Genomic DNA, 18533 nt, shown 5'->3' on the forward strand with positions numbered 1-18533 from the left:
CGCCCTCACCGCGCGTTGGCGCGGCCGAACAGGCCGTTCGGGCGCCAGATCAGGATCACGATCATCATGGTGTAGATCACGAAGGCCCCGAGTTTCGGCACGTAGTACTTGCCGGCGACGTCGCCGATGCCCAGCAGCAATGAGGCCAGGAACGGCCCGGTGATACTGGAGGAGCCGCCGACGGTGACCACGATCAGAAAGTAGATCATGAACTTCAGCGGGAAGTACGGATCGAGCCCAAGGATCTCCGCGCCGAGCGCGCCACCGAAGCCGGCCAGGCCGCAGCCGAACGCAAAGGTCAGCGCAAAGACCTGCGGCACGTTGATGCCGAGGCCGCTTGCGGCGCGGGGATCATCGACGGCAGCGCGCAGCCGGCTGCCGAACCGGGTCTTCGACAGGATCAGTTGCAGCGCCACCGTAAGCAGGCCGCAGATCACAATGATCATCAGCCGGTAGCGCCCGACGCCAAGGCCGAAAATGTCGATCTGGCCCTGCAGATAGTCCGGCAGGTGGATGAAGGTCTGCGACGACCCCATGAAATAATCGCAGGCGGTCACCGACATGAAGACGAGGCCGATGGTGAACAGCACTTGGTCGAGGTGGCTGCGGGCGTAGAGGTGGCGATACAGCGTGCGCTCCAACAGCGCACCGAGGGCGGCGCTGACCAGGAAGGCGATCGGCAATGCGGCGAAGAACGGCAGGCCGGAGCGGTTGACGAGAATAGCGCAGACATAGCCGCCGGCCATGGCGAAGGCGCCGTGGGCGAGGTTGACGAAATTCATCAGGCCCATGGTCACCGCCAGGCCGCAGGCCAGCACGAACAGCAACATGCCGTAGGCGACGCCGTCGAACAGGATGGTGAGAAGGGTCATGTCGCGCGGGAGCTTTCTTGCTTATCCCTCCCCCGCGTCTTCGCGGTGGGGAGGGTGGCCGGGCGGAGCGTAGCGAAACCCGGTCGGGTGGGGGTGCAGCATGGAGATCGGCGTGTGGGGCGCCCCCACCCCGGCCTCCACTTCGGCGATGCTCTCGCATCGCCTCGTTCGGCCGACCCTCCCCACCCCGCGCAGCTTCGCTGCGCATGGGGGAGGAAAACCATCAGCCGTCGCGCTTAATACTACTTCTTCGTCTTGCCGGGATCCTTGACGGCGTCGAAGGTTGCGAATTCGACGTTGTAGAGTTCGCCGTCGACCTTCTTCACTTCACGGATATAGACGTTCTGGACGATGTCACGGGTGTCCGGATCGATCGAGATCGGGCCGCGCGGGCTCTCCCAGGACATGCCCTTCATGGCCGCGATCAGCGCATCGCCGTCGACCTTGCCGCCGGTCTTCTTCAGCGCCTCATAGACCAGGTGGATGCCGTCCCAGCCGCCCACGGCCATGAAGCCCGGGCGGGTGCCGTAGGCCTTCTTGTAGTCTGCGACAAAAGACTTGTTCATCGCCGAGGGATGCGCTGCCGAGTAGATGTGCGCGGTGACGGTGCCCAGCACTGCGTCGCCCATGCCGTTGAGCAGGTCGTCGTCGGTGACGTCGCCGGGTCCGATCACCTTGATGCCGGACTTGTCGAGGCCGCGCTCGGCATACTGCTTCATGAAGTTGCCGCCCTGTCCGGCCGGCACGAACACGAACACCGCGTCGGGCTTGGAATCCTTCATGCGCTGCAGGAACGGCGCGAAGTCCGGATTGGCCAGCGGCACCTTGACCTCTTCGACCACCTGACCGCCGCCGGCGACGAAGTGCTCCTTGAAGAACTGCAGTGCGTCGTTGCCCGGCGCATAGTCGGAGGTCAGCGTGGCGACCTTCTTGATGCCGTTCTTGGCGGCCCAGTCGCCGATGATGGTGGACGACTGCGCCAGCGTGAAGGAGGTCCGCACGATATAGGGCGAGCGCTCGGTGATGATCGAGGTGCCGGCGGCCATGACGATTTCCGGCACCTTGGCCTGGGTCGCCAGCGGCGCTGCGGCCAGCGCGGCGGGGGTCACGCCGAAGCCGGCGATGACATTGACCTTGTCGTTGACGATCAGTTCCTGGGCGATGCGCTTGGTGTTGTCGGGCAACGCCGCGTCGTCCTTGAGGATAACCTCGATCTTCTTGCCGGCAACGGTGTCGCCGTTCTTCTGCATGTACAGCTTGATGGCGTTGTTGATCTGCTGGCCCGTGGAGGCCTGTCCTCCGGTCATCGGCACAATGAGACCGATCTTGACGGTCTCCTGGGCCTGCGCCGCGGTGACGGCGGACGCCGCCATCAGCGCCATGCCGGCGATCCCCTGCAACATCGTCCTGGTGCGATTAAACATCTGCCGCTCCTCCCCTGTCCATTTGGGTCGCCGAACCGCGTCGAGCCGGTTCTTGCTGCAACCCTGGCTGAAAATTCCTCGTCACGACGTGCACCGCACCTCATGCCGCCGCATGCGTCTCAGTTGCGCGTGTCCGCGTCAATCGCAACTTTGGACCCGATCTCTCCTGCCCGCCGCGGCCAACCGACGCCCCCGGCAACGACCGTTGCCCGGCCGCCTGGAAGGGCGGATCAATTTATCAGGTATTTCAATACCTTGACATGACCAACCGGTCCGGCCAAGGCCCGCATCTTGCAGGTAAGTGTTTCATCACCACTTGGGTTATAGATGACCTACCGCGTCTTCACAGGCACCTAGCGCAAGCCGGATATATGAAACAAATGATAGTTTTCGCACAATGCGGCGATGGCGTGCATAGGTTGGAACGGCCGCCCCACAAATCGCCTGACAGCATGTCCGGATCTGGTAAAGTTGGCCCGGTGGTGCAGCAGCGATGGTTGTCCATGGCCCTGGTTCGTCGCGTCTCCATTTTGACCGCTGTCACGCTGATGGCTGCGAGCCTTGGGGGCTGCGGCTCGATCAGCTCTTTTGTTGCGGGCAGCATGGGCGACCTGATCCCGGCCTGGGCCGGTGGCCTGCCGGCCGATGCGCCGCCCCGTCCCGGCACCGAGAAATACGACGAGTGGCTCAGACAGCAACAGGCCGCGCAGGCTGCGCAGGACGCCGCCAATGGCGTCGCGCCATCGTCGGCGACGGCGATTCACTGAGCACGGCCTGAACGTATTCATCGCCCGCCCCGGGAGCTACGACCGAGGCAAGGCCAGTCCGTCCCCTGCGCAATTTCTGTGCGGCGGCGGCATTCTGCCTGAGCACTCCGATTCTTGAGCGGGGCTCAATTGGTCTTGCAACGCTGGGAGGGACGCCCGCCACGGGCGATGCTCAATCCTGCCCGCCAAACCAACGAGGCCGCTCGCACGGCACAGATCATGCAACTTGTTCCCGTTGAGCACGTCCTGCATGCTGCAGGACCTACGGGGGAACTATGCATGGCGATGGGGCCACTTACGACGTCAGTTGGCGACACACCGAAGGTCCGCGAACTCGAGGGCGCGCTCAACGCCATCGGCACCACCGTCACGCATAAGAAGATCGTGTTCCTGATTTTGATCGGCTGCCTGTTCGACAGTTTCGAACAGAACACGGTCGGCATCACCGCGCCCATGCTGCGCGCGCAGTGGGGGCTGACCGGCGCCGACATCGGATTTCTCAACACCATCACCTTCGGCGCAGCGGCCACCGGACGGCTGGCGTCGGGGATCATCTCCGACAAGTATGGCCGGCGGGTGATGCTCGGCATCAACCTGCTGCTGTTCACCATCGGCTCGCTGCTGTGCGCAGCCGCGCCATCCTTCGGGCTGCTCTGCGTCGGGCGCGCCATTGTCGGCTTCGGCCTGGGCGGTGAGATCTCCACCGCCGTCACCATCCTGGCTGAAATCTCGTCGGCGAAATTCCGCGGCACGGCCGTCGGCCTCGTCAATGTCGGCGCCGGCGGGCTCGGCAACTTCCTGGCGCCGGCCTTCGGCCTGCTGATCTTCACGCTGTTTCCCGGCGACAACGGCTGGCGCTGGCTGTTCCTCAGCCTCGCGCTGCCGTCGCTGCTGATCGTGTTCTACCGGCGCTACATTCCGGAAACGCCGCGCTACCTGCTGTCGCAGAACCGGACCGCCGAAGCCAACAAGGTGCTGTCGATCCTGGCCTCCGGCCGGCTCAATCCGAAGAACCTCGTAGTCACACCGTATCTCAGCGAAGGCGGTGCCCCGCTCCCTGTCGCCGACATCGACTGGACCGGGATCTTCAAGGCGCCCTATGCGTCGCGCACGATTCCCGTGACCATCGCCATCCTGATGAGCTACGGCGCACAGCTCTCGGTGCTGACGCTGCTGCCGATGATGATGGTGGCACAGGGCTACACGCTGTCGGCCAGCCTGTTTTATACGATGGTGATCCAGTTCGGCAGTTTCCTCGGCACCGTGGCGGCGTCCGCCCTGGGCTACAAATTCCCGCGCAAACGCATCCTGACCATGGGCGCGATCTGCGCGTGCCTGGCCTCCCTGTGCTTCGGCTTCCTCGGCGCCAACATCTATCTGCTGCTGTTCTTCGGCGCGCTGTTCCAGTTCTTCGTGCTGGTGCTCAACACCACCATCTGGATCTATGCGCCGGAACTGTACCCGACCAGGTCGCGCGCCTTCGGCGTCGCCTTCATCCTGGCCAGCGGCACCGCGGCGGGCGCCATCATGCCGCTGGTATCCGGCCGCGTGCTGGACGGCTACGGCCTGCCCGGCGTATTCACGATGATCGCCGTGATGTACGGCATCTTCGCCGCCTGCATCCAGTTCGGCCCGGAGACCTATGGAAAGTCCATGGAAGACATCAACGTGGCGGCATTGCCGGAAACTTCCTGAGCGATCATGCGACGAATCCTGCTGATCAATCCCAACAGCTCCGGCAAAACCACGGAGATGATGGCGCGCATCGCCGCCGCGGGCTTGCCCGACGATGTGCAAATCGTCGGCGCCACCGCGCAAAACAGCCCGGCGATGATCACCACAGCCGTGGAGCTCGCTGCTTCCGCCGATGAGGTGGTGGAGATCGGGGTGCGCGAGGCTGCCGGGTTTGCCGGCATCATCGTTGGCGCCTATGGCGATCCGGGACTCAAGACCTTGCAGGACCACGTCATCATCCCGGTGGTGGGGATCTGCGAAGCCTCGATGCTCGAGGCGTCCGAGGCCGGCCGCCGCTTTGGCGTCGCGACCGTGACGCCGGATCTGGTGGGTTCGATCGAGGACGCCGCGCAGCGCCTCAACCTCAGTCATCTCTTCAGCGGCGTCCGCCTCACGCCCGGCGATCCGCTGCAGCTCGCTGCAGATCCAGACGCGCTGCAAGCCGCGCTCGCCGATGCCGTCCGCGCCTGCCTGAAAAAGGACCGCGCCGAGGCGGTGATCATCGGCGGCGGTCCGCTCGGCCAGGCCGCAGTGGCGCTGGCGCCGCTGTTCGACGCGCCGATTGTCGCGCCGATCCCGGCCGCGGTGCGGCGGCTGCTCGGGCTGATGGCGATGGAGGCGGGACCGAGCGCGTAAGCAGCAACCATGTCGGGATTCCGGGTTCGCTCGCGGCTGTCGCCGCTTCCGCCTCGGAATGACGCGCTGGATTAATCCACAAACACCACGGTCTTGCTGCCGTTGAGGATGGTGCGATCCTCGAGGTGATAGCGGATGGCGCGGGCCAGCACGCGGCGCTCGATGTCACGGCCCTTGCGCACCAGATCCTCCGGCGTGTCGCGGTGGCTGATGCGCTCGACGTCCTGGTCGATGATCGGGCCTTCGTCGAGATCGCTGGTGACATAATGCGCGGTGGCGCCGATCAGCTTGACGCCGCGCGCATGGGCCTGGTGATAGGGCCGTGCGCCCTTGAAGCCCGGTAGGAACGAGTGGTGGATGTTGATGCAGTGGCCGGACAGCCGCGCCGACATTTCATCGGACAGAATCTGCATGTAGCGCGCCAGCACCACGAGATCGGTCTTGGTGGCGTTGACCAGATCCCAGATCGCCTGTTCCTGCTGCTGCTTGGTCTCCCTGGTGACCGGCATGTGGTGGAACGGGATGTCGCCGAAATCGAGGTCCTTGTAGGTCTCGCGCGGATGGTTGGAGACGATCGCGGTGGGGATCATCTCCAGCTCGCCGGTGCGCCAGCGATACAGGATGTCGACCAGGCAGTGGTCGGACTTCGACACCAGCAGCATCACCCGGCGCAGCGTCTTGCGGTCGCGCATTTTCCAGTCCATCGCGAAGCGCTCGGCAATGACGCGGAAACCGTCTTTCAGCACCGGCAATTCCACCGGCACATCGGAGGCGGTGAACACCACCCGCATGAAGAACTGGCCAGTCTCGACGTCGTTGAACTGTGCGGCGTCGAGAATGTTCTGGCCGTTGTCGAACAGGAAGGTGGTGACAGCGGCGACGATGCCCGGGCGATCGGGGCAGGACAGCGTCAGGACGAACTGATGATGAGGCATGGGATGAGATTTCGGCCGGAGGAAAGGCGTTGACAGGGCCCTTCCCTATCACCCGGCCGGGCCTTGCGCCAATGCCGTCCCGCGCTGCAAGATGGCGCCCACCGCGATTGGTCCAAACGCTTGATTCCGCAGGCAAAGAACGGGTTCTCCTCATGGCTGGCAAGCTCGACGGCTACCGCATCCTGATCCTCGAGACCCGCGAGGAGGCGCAGTTTTCCCGGCTGCTCGCCGAACAGGGCGCCGACGTGCTGCAATGTCCGATGTTCACCATCCACGACGCCCCCGACCCCGCCCCGGTGGAAGCCTGGATCCGCCGCTGCATCGACCGTCCGTTCGATGACCTCGTCCTGATGACCGGCGAAGGGCTCCGCCGGCTGATGAAGGTAGTGCGGCGGCTGGGCCTCGAGGCGGAATTTGTCGCCGCGGTCGGCAGGTCCCGAAAATTCACCCGCGGCCCCAAGCCCGGACGGGCGTTGCGCGAAATCGGGCTGGAGTCCGACATCACCACGGAGAAGCCCACCTCGGAGGGCATTGCCGAAATGCTGTCGCGGCTCGACCTCAAGGGCCACCGTCTCGGCCTGCAGCTTTATCCCGAAAAGGACCACAGCGTGCTGATCGACACCATCAAGGCCTGTGGCGCTGAGGTCGATACGGTGTCGCCCTACGTCTATGACTCCAAGGCGGCGGAAGCCAACATCATCGCCGCGATCGACGAGATGGCCGCCGGCCGCATCGATGCCATCGCACTGACCAGTTCGGGCCAGGTGCGCCGCCTCGTCGAAGCGGCGAAAGCGCATGGCCGCGAGGCGCAGTTGCGCGCGGCACTGGCCGGCACGCCGATCGCCTCGGTGGGACCGGTTGTATCCGACGAACTCAAATCCTTCGGCCTGCATACCGACATCTATCCGGCAAACGACGCGTTCTTCATGAAGCCGCTGATTGCGGCGATGTCGATCGCGCTCGGCAAGGCCGCCCCGCGGAATGCCGTACAGGCAAGATGACTTGACGTGCCCACCGTCGTCGACATGATTCGGGCAAGCAAGAACAAGATCGGGCGGAATGCCGACGTGCCGTTGTCGGACTGCCCATCCGGGAAACCGGATCCGGCTGACGCGCTGGGCTGCTGAGGAAAACGTTCGTCGAATTCGGCGCGAAGGCCGTCAAGATCGACCGCCCGGCCGCGACGAGGTACGATCATGGTCAACGATGACGACAGCCACCGGGCGAGCGCGTGCTGCCTTGGCTCAATACCCACCTGAGCTGTGTGACCATCCACCTCGATCGCGCCGAAGACTCGGCGAAAAGTCCGCGCGCTACTGACGCGGAACGACCTGCCGCTCAATGCGCGACCGCTGACGCAATTCTGGCGTCCTGTTGGATCGGCGGCGAGGGGGCAGTGCAGAGGAAGGTGCCATACCGCCATCAGTTCGCCGGCATCAACGGCCGGGCGAGCCGAAAAACTAGTCCCGTCGGTCTGTCCTCACCCGATGGCTCGGCTTCCTTGGGATAAACGACGGGCGACCACTACAGTCGTCACCGAGTGAACTGATCGACCGATGGAGACCTTAACCGGTCCGACCGGCTTCACAACGGATACGTACGTGGTCAAATCTCAAGGCTATTAATTTCAAGCACGCCGTCGCGCCCGCTAAACAACTACCGCTAATATTAAGATTAACAAATAAGGTTGAAGCCGAGCTACCTTTGACGGCTCCGGAAAATCCGTATTCGGTATCTAAAGACGCGGCTAGGCACGGTCACCCAAATGATCTCGCGATTCCAGGAATGCAATCAACGACTGAAGATCCTGATCGAGCACCGCGCGGCGATCAGCCGCGAGCTCACACATCTATGGGAAATGAGGCGCCTCGTGGCACAAGCGGAGGCGCGGTTTCTGATGCAACGTCGATCCGCTTTTATTTCCTCGTCGTGGAGAAGGCGGACCAGATAGGCCGCGGGGAACATTGTAAACCGGTGCCGGGTGGACAGCTACTTCCGCGAAGGCGGCTTGATTTTGCGCCGTTCCAGTGCGCATTGAACAATGCTATTCAAAAGCCCTACGATTAAGCAGCGCGATAGCACATGCCCAAACCCGATCCGGCAAAGCATCTCAGTGCACCACGGGTAGGGGTATTCCGGCGACAGATGACGCGAGTGGAATATACTATACGTCGGTTGGCTCCAGATGCGGAGCAGCCGTCCGGTGGCGATCGCGATATCATGGATATCTAGAGAAGATCGTGCCACCGATAACCTAGCCGACCGACGGTCCCTATAGTTGCGATCAGGACGGTGCGCCGTTGATGGCAATGCTTAGGGACTTCAGCTCTGCCGACCACGCTCCGCTCGCCATCACGAAGTCGCGCGCGTCCCCGTCCTCGGGCGACGATCCTTCCCGCCTGAACCCGCATACGCCGATGGTAACGTCGATTGCAGCGCGAGGTGCGCCCAACCACAGCGGCCTGAAGGTCGATTGAAAGACTTCATAGGAAAGCTGGATGGAAATGTTGACGAAGGGCGCAGCGCCGCTGACGTCGGTGCCGCCATGAAACTCCACCGCCGCGCGCGTCCTGTCGGCAGATACGACATATAGGAATATTCGCTGGGCGCGCCCGAGAAATCTCTCGCCCTCGAATCCATACACCTGCTGCCTTCCGAGCGAGATCTCTGCTGAGATAGCGAATCTGGTCGCCGATTTCTCCGCCAAACTCACAGGCCTCAGCGTCGGCATGTCAATATAACGGGTGTGACGGACATAGATCTCGGCGCTTATCCTCTCGCCCCCGGCCAGCCAGACATTCTCGAACTCTGTGATGGTTCGAACCACCAAATCGTTGCTCGTTCCGTGCAGATACAGCACGGCGCCGTCAAGCTCCAGGTTCGCCCAATGGTGGTGATCACCCGTGAGCAACAGCCTGCTTCCATCGATGCGACAGCCCGAAACTTCGTCGTACATCAAAGATCGCCCCAGGATGACAATGTATTCATTCTGAAATAAAATCGACGACTGCAGTTCAATTGGACGCTCCCCTGACACGAGCCGGGGTACCAAACACTTTCAGTCCCTCGCTGACGTCGCGGTTCACGAACGAGTTTGCGCCGACAACGACTCGATCGCCGATCGTGACGCCCATCTGAACCACGACGTTCGGCCCGAGATAGACCCCGTGTCCGATCCTCGTCGGCGCATAGCCGATGGGTTCGACGCCCATCGACAGCGACCGTTGTACGGTATGGTGCGTATAGATCTGGACGCCCGCCGATATTGAGCAGTGGTCGCCGATGCGGAGGCCGCCGCCCGAACCGTCGAGAACGCATCCCGGACCGATCCAGGTATGACGGCCGACCTCTACCTGGCCGAGAACCAGGACGTTATCGTACATCGTAGTACCTTCGCCGAAGCCATAGGACGCAGCGTTGTCCGCACGTTCGCTCAACAGATCGCCGATGGACACCCGGCGGTTGAACTGTTGCTTCTTGCGACGTGACAGCACGCGCAGATAGCGCCGCATACGCATCAGCCACTCATCGGCCTCTTTCTCTTCAGCCATTTCGCGACCATTGCTAAAGTCGTAATTCATCCAGAAAACTCCTTCGCACGTGCGGAAATACCGGCTCACGGCCAGGACTAATCGGCCCGCCTCCAGGGGGCGCCTCACGAAGCCCAAGCCGCACGCATTTCGTCGCGCCGGCCTCCCCAAACTCGTCGGCACCCGCATCGCCATCGCCGCTCGTCTGGAGGTCGCTCGCAAACCGGACGCCCGCCATTCAATACGAAGAACGGGAGGGACGTCCCAGCGCATCCGAGATATGGGCCAGGGTGTCCTGATCCTCTGATGGTTGGCCCGCAGCCGGCCGCCGCGCGGATGTATCAAGCCGTTCCACTGATGTACTGCCGCGTTCCAACGCGCGGTCCGCGCGCCTCACGGCATCGACCATCTGAGGCTTCGGATGCGTCTGAGCCACGATCAGTCCCTTGAAGTAAACTAGCCGCAGATCGGACTGCTTGGCGTCGCGCATGCCTTCCGCCCGCAAGATCACATCCAGGGCGACGGGATAGAACTCGACGATATCCCGGGCCAGAGACCGCTGCGGCTTTGGTGGCGAGGCCCCGCGATGCAAGATCCACATCACCGCGATCTCGGCGACGCTCAGATTCAGTTGATTCAGTTGATCGTTCGGGCCGCCCTGCGACGGCGTGGGGACCGGAGCAATGTCGGACCGACCGTCGCTCTCCGGCAAGGTAACTACGCCCCCGACGTGGTCGGGCCTCGGATCTTGGCGTGGTTGATGATCTCGTCGCATCTAAACATCATTCTCGAACTTCAGCCTCGGTGATCGTCGGCCAATCGCTTTCAATAGTTTCCGCTGCAACATCATAGCCGACAGTCCCTCAGCGACGCAGTGCCACTTCCCGACCTCAAACTGCCCACGGCGCGCCCCCAATCGCGCCACATCAAGTCATTTAATTTTAAATAAGTCAATAAATAGAGAGCCTCGTGTATTCTCTCTATTTCGCCCTTTGAGGCGTGCATGACCGTCAGAACGGGCTTAGGAGCGGCGTTGCGCAGCATCTCACAATACCTCGAACGCGCACCGAAAGTGTGGGATCAATTTAATTTATCGCGTGACATATTTAATATTTATTATAAAATCGGATTTATCAAAATTTAAATTGGCGGTCGGCGCAGGGAGATGAAGATGGCGGTTTCCGTTGGAGCAAGCACCGCGAGCTCAAGCGTCGATACGTGGATGACGCAGTGGCAGCAGGAATCCCTGCAGACGCCTTGCGGTTCATGTACCGGACGGGCTTGTACGATTTGCTCGATCCGGGTCGGCGGATCGACAAAGGCCGACGGCACGCCGTCCGGGTATGCGCCCAAGATCCTCGAATACTACAATACAGCGAGTAGCGCACCTGGAGATATCGCGCCCCTCGTCATCGACCTGACGCCCATGACCTTGCAGGCGCGTTCGACCGATGCGCCGACACAAAGCGGGCCGACGCCAAACCCGGAGCCGTCCTTTGCGGCAATTAGCGGCGGCCCCACGCCGGCTGCCCTGCAGACAGTAGCACTCAATTCAATCGTCAGCGAAAACATGAAGCCCGGCACGCCAGAGAGCGTTTGGCTCATCGACCAAGCCGACTCAAGCATCGAGGGATTTGCCGCCCAATTCACGATCGACCACGGCCAGCGGGTAGATTTCAAGATTAACACGGACGCCACCAACTATCGAGTCGATATCTACAGGCTAGGCTACTATAGCGGCGACGGCGCTCGCCTCATGACCAGCTTCACAAGCAACCTCACGACGGCCCAGGTTCAGCCTGTGCCTTTGTTCGACCCGGCCACGAAGCTCGTCGATGCCGGGAACTGGTCCGTGTCGGCCTCTTGGGACATCCCCGCCGATGCCGTGTCCGGCGTCTATTTTGCCGAGCTCACTCGTCTAGATACTGGCGGCCAGAACATCATCCCGTTCATCGTCAGAGACGATGAGGTCGCCAGCGACATCACATTCCAGACCTCCGATACGACCTGGCAAGCATATAATTGGTGGGGCGGCTACAATCTCTACGGCGGCATCGATGCAGCCGGCCATGCGGGCCGCGCGAGCGCGGTAAGCTACAACCGGCCAATCATCACGCGCGACGGCGGCTATTCGGCCGGGCCGCAGGACTTTATCTTCGGCGCTGAATATCCGGCCATCCGCTGGCTCGAGCAGAACGGATACGACATCAATTACATTTCCGGCATCGACACCGCGCGCGATGGCGCGCAACTGCTCAACAGCAAAGTGTTTCTGTCTGTCGGGCACGACGAATACTGGTCAGCCGACCAGCGCGCCAATGTCGAAGCCGCCCGCGATTCCGGCGTCAACCTCGCGTTTCTGAGCGGCAATGAAGTCTATTGGGAGTTCCGGTGGGAAAACAGCATCGATGGCTCCGGGACGCCCTACAAGACGCTCGTCTCCTACAAGGAGACGTGGTCCAACGACGACACCGATCCCGGCTACACTACCGGCACCTGGCGCGATCCGCAATACGGCGCCGGTATGCCTGAGAATGCCCTGACGGGAACTATCTTCACGGTGGACTCCTATCGCCTCGACACCATCCAAATCCCCTACGATCTGTCGCAATTTCGCTTCTGGAACAACACGGCGGTAGGTAATATCCAATCTGGGCAGACTTATTCGCTTGTGCCGAACCTTCTCGGTTACGAGTGGGATTCGGACGTCGACAACGGCTTCCGCCCCGCCGGCCTCATCGCGCTGTCGTCAACCACTGTCGACGTCAACACGTTGCTGCTGGACAACGGCAACACGACCGGACCCGGAACGGCCACCCACAGCCTCACCCTGTATCGCGATCCCACCAGCGGCGCGCTGGTCTTTGGTGCCGGCACCGTTTACTGGACGTGGGGTCTGGATTCGCATCACGACAACGAGGCGACGCCGGCCGATCCGAACGTCCAGCAGGCAATGGTCAATCTCTTTGCCGACATGGGCATTCAGCCGCAAACGCTGATGGCAAGTCTCGCCATCGCCTCGCAGACGACGGACCACTCCGCTCCGACGTCGACCATCACGTCGCCTCTTGCGAGCGGGTCATACACCGCGGCCCAGCCGATTACGATCACCGGTACCGCCGTTGACAACGGCGGTGGCATCCTTGCGGTCGTCGAAGTCTCGACGGATAGCGGCGTGTCGTGGCACCGCGCCACCGGCATCGAAAACTGGACCTACAGTTGGACCCCGCTCGCCGGCGGTACTTACAACATCCTGTCTCGCGCCGTCGACGACAGCGTGAATATGGAACACTACGGTGCTGGAACGACGATAACCGTCGCCGCAGCCCCGACAACCTCGCTTTTCGCTCCCTCTGACGTGCCGGTCATCCTGACCGACAGCGACGTCGGCTTCGTCAATCTCGGCGTTCGCTTCACGTCATCTCAGGCGGGCACCATCGTCGGGCTTAAATATTACAAGAGCGTCGGCGATGGTGGCACTCATACCGGCTCGCTCTGGAGCAGCTCAGGCCTACTGCTTGCCACCGCCACTTTCACCCAAGAAACCGCGAGCGGTTGGCAGACCGTGACATTTGCGAAGCCGGTATCGATTGCCGCCGGAACGACCTATACCGCGAGCTACCACAGCAACGGCCACTATGCTGACTCGCTTGACTATTTCACGTCGGCGCACACGAATGGCCCGCTGACGGCGGCCGCGGGCAACGGCTATTACACCTATAGTGAGGACACCCTCTACCCGACACAGGCATCCGGCGGCGCCAATTACTGGATCGACGTCGTCTTCAGCCCCATCAACACCGTCAATCAGGCGCCTATCGGCACGAATGACAATGGCTTTACCGTCACGCGCGACACTGTGACGACTTTCTCCGCCGCGCAGCTCCTTGCGAACGATACCGATCCGAATGGCGATATCCTGACGATCACCGGCGTCGGCTCGGCCTCGGGCGGAACGGTCAGTTTCGACAGCCAGACCAACATCATCACCTTCACGCCTAACGCCGGCTATACCGGTTCGGCCATGTTCGGCTATGCCATTTCCGACGGTCGGGGCGGCACAGGCTCGGCGATCGTCAACATGTCCGTCGCTGCGCCGTCGAACAACGCCACGCTGTTCAGCGCATCCGACACGCCGGCGACGCTCGGCGATACCGACACGTCCCAGGTCAATCTCGGCGTCCGGGTTATGTCGTCGTCATCGGGCTTCATCACCGGGATCAAGTATTATAAAGGCGTCAACGACACCGGCACTCATACAGGCTCCCTCTGGAGCATCAACGGCACCCTGCTCGCCACCGCGACATTCACGAACGAAACCGCGAGCGGCTGGCAGACGGTGACGTTTTCCAGTCCCGTGGAGATCACGGCGCAGACGACCTATGTCGCTAGCTTCCACAGCAATGGTCACTATGTGTCCACCAGTAACTACTTCACGTCCGATCATGTCAGCGGCGTGTTGACGGCAACCGGCGGCGCGAACGGTGTCTATGCCTATGGCAACGACAATCTGTTCCCCACCAGCACCTATGGCTCGACGAATTACTGGGTCGACGTCATCCTGAATTCGGGGTCGACTACAACGACGAACCATACACCTGTTGCGACGAACGACAGCGGCTTCACCACGCCGCAGGGCACGCAGCTTACCATCGCTGCCGTCAACCTGCTCGCTAATGATACCGACGCCGATGGCGACACCCTGACGATCACTGGCGCGGGCCTCGGCGTCAACGGCACGGCAGCCTGGATCTCGAACACGAATTCGGTCACGTTCACGCCGACACCAGGCTATGCTGGCCCCGCCTCCTTCACCTATGCCGTCTCGGATGGTCAAGGCGGCGTGGCGAACGGCACCGTGAATCTTACTGTCACCGCTTCGTCCAACAATCCCCCGGTTGCAACCAACGACAACGGCTTCAGCACGGTCCGGGACACAGTCGTGAGCATCGCCGCTTCCGCGTTGCTTGCGAACGACACCGACCTCGATGGCGACACGGTGACCATTGCCAGCGTCAGCGGTGGCGTTCATGGCACTGCAAGCTTTGATGCGCAGACCAACACCGTGACCTTCGCGCCCACAGCAGGATATACCGGTCTTGCGTCATTCATCTACACCATTTCCGACGGAAATGGCGGCATCGCAAGCGGTACGGTCAGCCTCAACATCACGGCGCCTCCGAACCATGCCCCGGTGGCAAACACTGACAACGGTTTCGCTACCGTTCAGGACGGTGCCCTCAACATCCAGGCAGCCAGCCTCCTGGCCAATGACACCGATGCGGATGGTGATGCGCTGACGATTACCGGCATCGTGTCCGGGAGCGGGACGAATGGTATCGCGACCTTCAATGCCCTAACTAACTCGATCACCTTTGTTCCGACCGCGGGATATGTTGGCCTCGCAAGCTTCAGCTACAGCGTGTCCGACGGAAATGGCGGCTCGGCGACCGCGAGTGTGAGCTTGAACGTCATTCCGCCCGCAACCGGCGTGAGCCTGTTCTCCAGTTCGGATACGCCCGCAAACCTGTCCGATCCGGATTCGGTTCAGGTCAATCTGGGCATGCAATTCGTGACGTCACAGTCCGGCACCATCACGGGAATTCGATACTACAAGGGTGCTGGCGATACCGGAACGCATACCGGTTCGCTATGGACGAGCACTGGCACGCTGCTGGCGACCGCCACCTTCACCAACGAAACGTCCAGTGGCTGGCAGACAGTCACATTCAGCAGTCCAGTCACGGTGACGGCTGGCACCACCTACTTGGCCAGCTATCACAGCAACGGGCATTACGCATCGACCAGCGGTTACTTCGCCGCTGCGCATACCACCGGTCCTCTGACAGCGCCGGCTTCCGGAAATGGCCTCTACTCCTATGGCAACGGTAACCTGTTTCCGACCTCCACTTACGGCGCAACGAATTACTGGGTCGACGTCCTGTTCAGCGCCGCGAGCGGTGGCGCCAACCAGTCGCCCATCGCGATCAATGACGGCGGATTTACGATTGCAAAGAATGCGACTCTCTCCATCAATGCTTCCGCATTGCTTGCGAACGATAGCGATCCGAACAATGACAGCCTCGCGATTACGGGCATCAGCGACGTGGTGAACGGCTCGGCGGCTTTCGATGCGCAGACCCACATCATCACTTTCGTTCCCACCACGGGATATGTGGGAGCGGCCGGCTTCAGCTATACGATCTCGGACGGCCAGGGCGGCACCGCTGGCGCTGGCGTGACGTTGAACGTCACCGATCCGTCGACCACCGTGAGCCTATTCAGCGCCAACTCGGCACCCAGCATAGTCTCCGTCAACGATCCTAACCCGGTCGAGCTCGGACTGAAATTCCAGGCATCGACGAACGGGGACATCACCGGCATCCGCTTCTACAAAAGCGAGCTCAATACCGGCACTCACATGGCCGATCTTTGGACCGCCACCGGCACGCTGCTCGCCACAGCGACATTTACCAACGAAACCGCGAGCGGCTGGCAACAGGTGGATTTCGCAACGCCAGTGTCGATTGCGCCGGGCTCCACATACATCGCGTCGTATCATACGTCCGGCAATTACTCTGCTGATCCGGGACTTTTCGCCAACTCGGTCGCTAATGGACCCCTTACCGCTCCTTCGACGTCGTTAATCGGCGGCAACGGCGTATATGCATACGGGACCAATTCGCTCTTCCCGTCCAACACCTACAATTCCACGAGTTACGGTGTGGACGTGCTGTTCCGGCCCCAATTGGCGGCCTAAAGCGATCCAGTTGGGAGATGTCGGCTGCAGATGTCGGAGGTCTGCGAACTAAGCGGCGATCTCAGGCGCGATCGGATACAGCAAGGTCGCGGCAGGCGAAATGCTAGGGCGCCGGCGCAAGCGCCAGCGCGATTTTGTCGAGCACTTTTTCATCCTCGCGATCCTGATTCAGTGCAGGTCGGAACGACGCTGGGGCCGGATCTGGAGGGGCGAATGCGCGCGCGTCGATCTCTATGGACGATGCCAAACCGCTTCCCGCGTCGGCATCATCGCCGTGAGAGGCTAGTTGAACCGCATGACGGTGCAGGCTGCCGAGTACCAGGGCAAGCTCGTGGATGCGCTGCGTCGTCTCGCCATCGCGCCCGTTCAGATACGCATGGGATTGGACTTCCGCAGCCCGATCACTCAAGGGATGGCGATCGTCCATCCCCGCCATGGATATCGCTTCCGGGGCTGGAGCCGGCGCTGGCCGCTGCTGCAAACGGCTCGCGCTAGAGGGGCTGGCTGGCTTGCACGAAAGACCTTGCCCGCCTCTAGTTCAACCAGGCGCGACGCCAGTTCATCGGACAGCCGCTCCAGCCGGCCGAGCATTGCAAGTGCGGTCAGCGCATCGGACTGCTGCACGCGCCGCGCATAATTGGCAAGAAACGCGCGGCCCCGCGCTGTTTCCTTCACGGCGGCTTCGATCGCAAGGAACCCCTGATGCTGCGCGTCAGATGCTGTCGACATTGTCATACCAGTACCAAGTGACCAAGTTGCGACGCACCGAGTATGGCCATTAACCCTTAACCGAAATTTAAATGGCGCATTCGCACCAAGGACGCCACCTATTCAGGCTCATCATTTAAATTCTTGAGCTCGGCTTATTTGATATTATATTGACATATGATCCGTTAGATTTGATTTGTTGCCGATATCGGGCTGAACGCCCCCATGCCGACAGGAACCGACTGTGTGGAAACGTTCCCGCGAAACGAAAATTTCGAGGAAAGCAAGCCTGCCGGACGGTATTCGCGTCTACGCGATCGGCGACATCCACGGGCGCACCGACCTTCTCACACTTCAACTCGCGCAGATCGAAGCCGATGCTTCGCTTTATCTGTGCGCTCGTTCGATCATCGTCTTCCTCGGTGACTATATCGACCGCGGACCGGACTCCGGGGGACAATCGATCTGCTACTGGCCTGTGCGCGGTTGCGAGAAGTCGTGTTCCTGAAGGGTAATCACGAGACCTTCATCCGGCGCTTCCTCGACGTGCCTGAGTCTTTGAGCGACTGGCGATCTCTGGGCGGTCTCGAGACGCTGGTATCATACGGGCTGAGACCTTCCCTTAGTCAGCGCAGTGGCGACCATAAGCGACTGTCGCAGGAACTGCTGGCTGCATTACCACCGCAGCATCTCTCTTTCTTCGATTCGCTGCCCCTGTCCTTCACCTGTGGCGATTTCTTTTTCGTCCATGCGGGAATTCGTCCGGAAATCGCATTGCGCAAGCAGACCGAGGACGACCTGCTTTGGATTCTGCGAAGACTTCCTGCATCACGGCTCGCCGTTCGAGAAATTCGTCGTCCATGGACATACGCCGGTCAACGAACCCGACGTCCGGTCAAATCGGGTGAACATCGATACCGGAGCCTTCGCCACGGGACGTTTGAGCTGCGTCATGATCGAAGGGCCGGATATCGTGCCGCTAGTCGATATCCGCGACTGGACTGCAGGCAGCAGAACGCGAGTCAAGGACGTGCAAGCAAAGCATGACGACGGTATCGAAGCGATGCCTTGGAGGCACCGTAGCCCGCAGGCTCCGCAAGGAGCCATGCGCTAGGGAACGATGCGTCACCTCTAGCTACGGCTGCGGTCGGGGGCCGGAGGCGCCGC

The 18533-nt window shown here is 61.5% G+C and carries 15 protein-coding genes; 7 read left to right on the forward strand and 8 right to left on the reverse strand.

What is annotated here, in order from left to right:
• Window positions 1–5: 5 nt before the first annotated feature.
• Window positions 6–872, reverse strand: coding sequence for a branched-chain amino acid ABC transporter permease (locus ONR75_RS24650; RefSeq protein WP_265079559.1), 867 nt, complete (start codon window positions 870–872; stop codon window positions 6–8).
• Between the two features lie 242 nt (window positions 873–1114).
• A complete protein-coding gene (locus tag ONR75_RS24655; RefSeq protein WP_265079560.1) occupies window positions 1115–2296 on the reverse strand; it encodes an ABC transporter substrate-binding protein in 1182 nt (393 codons plus the stop codon).
• A 503-nt stretch (window positions 2297–2799) separates the two neighbouring features.
• On the opposite strand from ONR75_RS24655, the gene ONR75_RS24660 reads away from it, so the two are divergent.
• The 3 genes from ONR75_RS24660 to ONR75_RS24670 all read left to right on the forward strand — a co-directional run bounded on the left by ONR75_RS24660 (window position 2800) and on the right by ONR75_RS24670 (window position 5433).
• Window positions 2800–3063 (forward strand): hypothetical protein, encoded by a 264-nt coding sequence (locus ONR75_RS24660; protein ID WP_265079561.1) that lies wholly within the window; start codon window positions 2800–2802, stop codon window positions 3061–3063.
• Window positions 3064–3342: 279 nt separating this feature from the next.
• On the forward strand, window positions 3343–4758 hold the full coding sequence (locus tag ONR75_RS24665) for an MFS transporter (protein ID WP_265079562.1): 1416 nt from the start codon (window positions 3343–3345) through the stop codon (window positions 4756–4758).
• Window positions 4759–4761: 3 nt separating this feature from the next.
• Window positions 4762–5433, forward strand: coding sequence for an aspartate/glutamate racemase family protein (locus tag ONR75_RS24670; RefSeq protein ID WP_265083787.1), 672 nt, complete (start codon window positions 4762–4764; stop codon window positions 5431–5433).
• Window positions 5434–5504: 71 nt separating this feature from the next.
• Here the strand turns inward: ONR75_RS24670 and purU are convergent, their stop codons facing one another.
• Window positions 5505–6368 (reverse strand): formyltetrahydrofolate deformylase, encoded by an 864-nt coding sequence (gene purU / locus ONR75_RS24675; protein ID WP_265079563.1) that lies wholly within the window; start codon window positions 6366–6368, stop codon window positions 5505–5507.
• Window positions 6369–6520: 152 nt separating this feature from the next.
• On the opposite strand from purU, the gene ONR75_RS24680 reads away from it, so the two are divergent.
• Window positions 6521–7369 carry a uroporphyrinogen-III synthase gene (locus tag ONR75_RS24680; protein ID WP_265079564.1) on the forward strand — a complete coding sequence of 283 codons (849 nt, stop codon included), beginning with the start codon at window positions 6521–6523 and terminating at the stop codon, window positions 7367–7369.
• A 1283-nt stretch (window positions 7370–8652) separates the two neighbouring features.
• On the opposite strand, the gene ONR75_RS24685 is transcribed toward ONR75_RS24680, so the two are convergent.
• The 3 genes from ONR75_RS24685 to ONR75_RS24695 all read right to left on the reverse strand — a co-directional run bounded on the left by ONR75_RS24685 (window position 8653) and on the right by ONR75_RS24695 (window position 10610).
• A complete protein-coding gene (locus ONR75_RS24685; RefSeq protein ID WP_265079565.1) occupies window positions 8653–9324 on the reverse strand; it encodes a hypothetical protein in 672 nt (223 codons plus the stop codon).
• 58 nt (window positions 9325–9382) lie between these two features.
• Window positions 9383–9949 (reverse strand): acyltransferase, encoded by a 567-nt coding sequence (locus ONR75_RS24690; RefSeq protein WP_265079566.1) that lies wholly within the window; start codon window positions 9947–9949, stop codon window positions 9383–9385.
• 187 nt (window positions 9950–10136) lie between these two features.
• The gene (locus ONR75_RS24695; RefSeq protein ID WP_265079567.1) at window positions 10137–10610 is read right to left on the reverse strand and encodes a hypothetical protein; all 474 of its coding nucleotides are present in this window, start codon (window positions 10608–10610) and stop codon (window positions 10137–10139) included.
• Window positions 10611–11069: 459 nt separating this feature from the next.
• On the opposite strand from ONR75_RS24695, the gene ONR75_RS24700 reads away from it, so the two are divergent.
• Window positions 11070–16658 carry a DUF4082 domain-containing protein gene (locus ONR75_RS24700; protein WP_265079568.1) on the forward strand — a complete coding sequence of 1863 codons (5589 nt, stop codon included), beginning with the start codon at window positions 11070–11072 and terminating at the stop codon, window positions 16656–16658.
• Window positions 16659–16761: 103 nt separating this feature from the next.
• Here ONR75_RS24700 and ONR75_RS24705 read toward each other — a convergent pair whose 3' ends face one another.
• The gene (locus ONR75_RS24705) at window positions 16762–17094 is read right to left on the reverse strand and encodes a hypothetical protein (protein ID WP_265079569.1); all 333 of its coding nucleotides are present in this window, start codon (window positions 17092–17094) and stop codon (window positions 16762–16764) included.
• Window positions 17064–17387, reverse strand: coding sequence for a hypothetical protein (locus tag ONR75_RS24710; RefSeq protein WP_265079570.1), 324 nt, complete (start codon window positions 17385–17387; stop codon window positions 17064–17066). Before ONR75_RS24710 ends, ONR75_RS24705 begins: the two co-directional genes overlap by 31 nt.
• A gap of 223 nt (window positions 17388–17610) precedes the next feature.
• Here ONR75_RS24710 and ONR75_RS32580 point away from each other — a divergent pair, with 223 nt between their 5' ends.
• Window positions 17611–17874 carry a metallophosphoesterase gene (locus ONR75_RS32580; RefSeq protein WP_320109653.1) on the forward strand — a complete coding sequence of 88 codons (264 nt, stop codon included), beginning with the start codon at window positions 17611–17613 and terminating at the stop codon, window positions 17872–17874.
• Entirely contained in the window at window positions 17865–18413 is a 549-nt protein-coding gene (locus ONR75_RS32585) for a hypothetical protein (RefSeq protein WP_320109654.1), read from the forward strand. The genes ONR75_RS32580 and ONR75_RS32585 overlap by 10 nt, the downstream gene beginning before the upstream one ends.
• Window positions 18414–18533 lie beyond the last annotated feature (120 nt).

The organism is Rhodopseudomonas sp. P2A-2r, from assembly GCF_026015985.1.
In the GTDB taxonomy this organism is placed as follows: Bacteria; Pseudomonadota; Alphaproteobacteria; order Rhizobiales; family Xanthobacteraceae; genus Tardiphaga.